The sequence below is a fragment of the Dehalococcoidales bacterium genome (assembly GCA_028716225.1).
Lineage (GTDB): Bacteria > Chloroflexota > Dehalococcoidia > Dehalococcoidales > UBA5760 > UBA5760.
The window spans coordinates 1-3159 of sequence record JAQUQE010000031.1 but is presented as its reverse complement, the minus strand read 5'-3'; the positions used below and the strand labels follow the sequence as shown (position 1 = coordinate 3159).

The 3159-nt window shown below is 56.4% G+C and carries 6 protein-coding genes; 4 read left to right on the top strand and 2 right to left on the bottom strand.

Annotated features, from left to right (window positions below; all coding sequences use genetic code 11):
• On the top strand, positions 1–543 hold a 543-nt coding region (locus PHI12_11180), incomplete at its 5' end, for a hypothetical protein (protein MDD5511351.1).
• A gap of 171 nt (positions 544–714) precedes the next feature.
• Positions 715–927 carry a hypothetical protein gene (locus PHI12_11175; GenBank protein MDD5511350.1) on the top strand — a complete coding sequence of 71 codons (213 nt, stop codon included), beginning with the start codon at positions 715–717 and terminating at the stop codon, positions 925–927.
• Positions 928–938: 11 nt separating this feature from the next.
• Here the strand turns inward: PHI12_11175 and PHI12_11170 are convergent, their stop codons facing one another.
• A complete protein-coding gene (locus PHI12_11170) occupies positions 939–1946 on the bottom strand; it encodes a hypothetical protein (protein MDD5511349.1) in 1008 nt (335 codons plus the stop codon).
• A 1-nt stretch (position 1947) separates the two neighbouring features.
• Positions 1948–2175 (bottom strand): carboxypeptidase-like regulatory domain-containing protein, encoded by a 228-nt coding sequence (locus PHI12_11165; GenBank protein ID MDD5511348.1) that lies wholly within the window; start codon positions 2173–2175, stop codon positions 1948–1950.
• A gap of 46 nt (positions 2176–2221) precedes the next feature.
• Between PHI12_11165 and PHI12_11160 the strand changes: the two genes are divergently transcribed.
• Positions 2222–2371, top strand: a complete 150-nt coding sequence (locus tag PHI12_11160) for a hypothetical protein (protein MDD5511347.1) — start codon at positions 2222–2224, stop codon at positions 2369–2371.
• Positions 2372–2534: 163 nt separating this feature from the next.
• Positions 2535–3159: hypothetical protein (locus PHI12_11155; protein ID MDD5511346.1), on the top strand; the 625-nt coding region annotated here is incomplete at its 3' end.

Below are 3159 nucleotides of genomic sequence, written 5' to 3'. Positions count from 1 at the left end.
GACGACGGAGCGTCGGTCCTCGATGGGGCACAGATCTCCGCTAACATATTGGATCAAACCGGCAGGCCGCTCTGGTCCGGTCTGATTACTTCCAGAGCGGACATGTTCTCGAGTTCGAGGAGCGTTGCACCCCTGGAAGAAGGTTACTACTGGGTTGTATTCGACTACGCTGGCGATCTGGTCCACGCTGAGACCAGGCTCACCGACACCCTGGAAATAGGCGCGGGGGTTGTCCCAACGGCCCTCACCATCGGGGTGGACAAGCCCTTGGTAGAGGTCGGCGATACGGTCAAAGTGTTCGGGACCCTCACGCGACTCGACACCAATACCGGGTTCTCGGGGACCGTGTCCATCTTCGCCAAGGAGCCTGGAGGGGAGGATTTTGACTCCTTCCTGGGGGACGCGGTATCGGGCAGTAATGGTTACTATACCCTTTCATTCGTCCCCGACCTGATAGGTACTTGGGAGGTGCTGGCCGTATTCGAGACGATCGAGATGGCCACGGTGACCTCTGCACCAATGACAATCGTAGCGAGGGAGTGATAAACGATGGTTCAATTCGCAGGCTCTCAGGCGGACACATACTTCACGGTTTACGAGGAGGAGCCCCCGGTGCCGCCCGAGCCGGACCACCAATTGCGGGCACTCCTCTTATTCGCCGTGGTGGGGGTGGCCCTGACGACGGTCGTGATGAGGTATGGAAGGTGATATGATATGCCGTATGGACAACCGAGAACCAAGATGGAACGCCAGGAGAGACACTACGCCCTGTATGGAGAACCTGCCCCCGCCGTAAGAGGGGCCAGGATGATGGCGGTAGGAGATACCTATGAGACCAACAAGGTGCTTGCCTACGTCATCATAGGCGGTATTGTCGTCGGCATGGCCCTACCGGCCTTACTCAACTGGTGGCACCATCTCAAGTAGGCTTAGACAACTCAGAACCTGATGTTCTTGACCACCGGAATTAGGAAGGCCGCAACACCCAGACCACCGATGGCCCCCCATAGATACCAGTTCTGCTCCACCGGCGGTTGCTCGGGTATCTCCTCGGGCGGTTGTTCCTCCTGGGAAGTGATCCCGATGTCCAGCGCAGACATCACGTACCCTATCGGCGACGCTATCCCCAGATTCTGATTTCCGCCCCATATCAACCCCACCGCCTTATTGTCATCAGTCAGCAACAACGACCCAGAGTCCCCGCCCTCGATGGATATGTCCACCCTAATCTGATTGAGGAGCTGCCATATCGTATTGCCCTGCCAGTCAGCGGCTTTGGTGTCCATATCGGTGGCGACAATCTCCCCAAAGGTCGTTCCGGTTGTTCTCCCTGACTTCTTGACCTTCATGCCACGTTCGGCTTTAGCTACCCCTTTGACCTGCCAGTAATCGTCATCGTCCGCAAGGATTAGATCGCTGACCTCCACGACTGGATTGGCTATCGCCGCGTCCGCGTACATCTGCCCGTTGACCGGTTGCACCCACCTGAGAAGCTCGCCCGCCTTCCTGACCACCCCGTCCGTGTCTAGCACCCCGGGCTGAGAGATGGGATCTCCCCGGGCACCGAAACTTCCCGTGCTGAGTATCGGCGTGAGAACGTGGACGTTCGAGAGCACCAGGGGTGCCCCGGTCTTCCGATCGTAGCACAGAACCGCATTGGTGCCAGCCGAGGTCAGGTGATGGCCGATGCTCACCCCCCCTACCAGGGGTCGATACTCCATCGTCCTGCTGAACAAGACCGGTGTCTTCATCACCTTGAACTCTAGACGATAACCCCCCAGGTTGGCAGGGAGCATCGCCCTGATCCGTGGCTCGTCATCCTCGCTGTCCACGGTGATGATGACGACCTGCTCCTCCTCGTCATAGTACACGCTGGAGACATCGGGTATGGAAAGGACCCTATCGTGGATGATGTTCTTGATGGTCTCCAGCTTCGTGTCGGTCATGTCACCTCCCAAGGGTGATGTTCAAGGTGGTCGGTGCGTTGACGGATATTTGCCTGGTCTTCTCGGGGTAGTCCCTGTGAACGACCTTCAGCGGATATTGGCCGACCGGGATGTCGAGGTAGAAAGAACCTCTACTATCCGAGTTGGTCCAGAACGTCCCTATGCTCACCAAGGCGTTTGCCACGGGGGACCCCGTAGCATCAACTATGTTACCCGTGATTCTAACCATAGGTATCGCATAACTATTTATTTCTTAGAGTAAATAAGTTTTGACCATGCCTGCTGAGGTCCGCCCGATCGAGGCGGCGCTCACGGTGATCGTCTGGACGACCGCTACCATATCCTTCGTCGTAATGACCGCTAAGGTGCTGAACCTGGTCTTCACCCCTGAGACCTTCGAGCCCTACATCAAGCTATCGATCTAGTGCCATCCTCCCCTGATTTCGATCATGGGTCTTCTTGTGAAGGCTGGGATAAACGGCCAGACTGTTGACGACCCTGTTGTCGTCCCTGTTGATTTCCTGTTGATTTCCTGTTTATCACTGTTGTCGTCCCTGTTATCTCAAGATTTTTATACTCGTCAGGGCGTTGTCAACGATCATGGTGCAAAAATATGTTGAATGTCAACTGTGCACCCCGCCCGAGACGATAGAGCCCCGTGCCAAGTTTTTTCACGTGAAGCACCATCATCCGGAGCACGTCGAGGATTACGAAGAGATCAAGGATGAGATCTTCGTCGAGGTTGAGCCACCGGTTGACGAGGAGGAGGAAATGCCAAAGGAGCCAGAGGGTAAACCGGAACCAATCAAGGTGACCGACAAAACACGTCGTCAACAGCGCCCACTCTATGACCCAGCGATCGACGACGAGGAGCGCAGAATACCCCACGAACCACCGAGGATAGAGGTCGGCCAACCCCTCGCCGAGAATGACCTCTACGAGGGGACCACCATTGAATACCAGGGAAGGAAGTACACCCCAGAGGACCTGATCTTTGCCTACGGTCTTACGGGGGTCAAGGCATTGATGAAGGAGGAGCTTAAGGTCGCCCTGCAGGAGACGCCCAAGGAACCGGGCAGCAAGGTCATGTCCTTCATCCTGAGCCAATTCGACAGGCACCCGCAGTACTCGCAGATGCCTCAGGCCCTCTTCGACCTGCTGATGAAGGTCGCCAAGCTCGAGCCTTTCATCGCCCAGGAGGTAGTTACGAGGG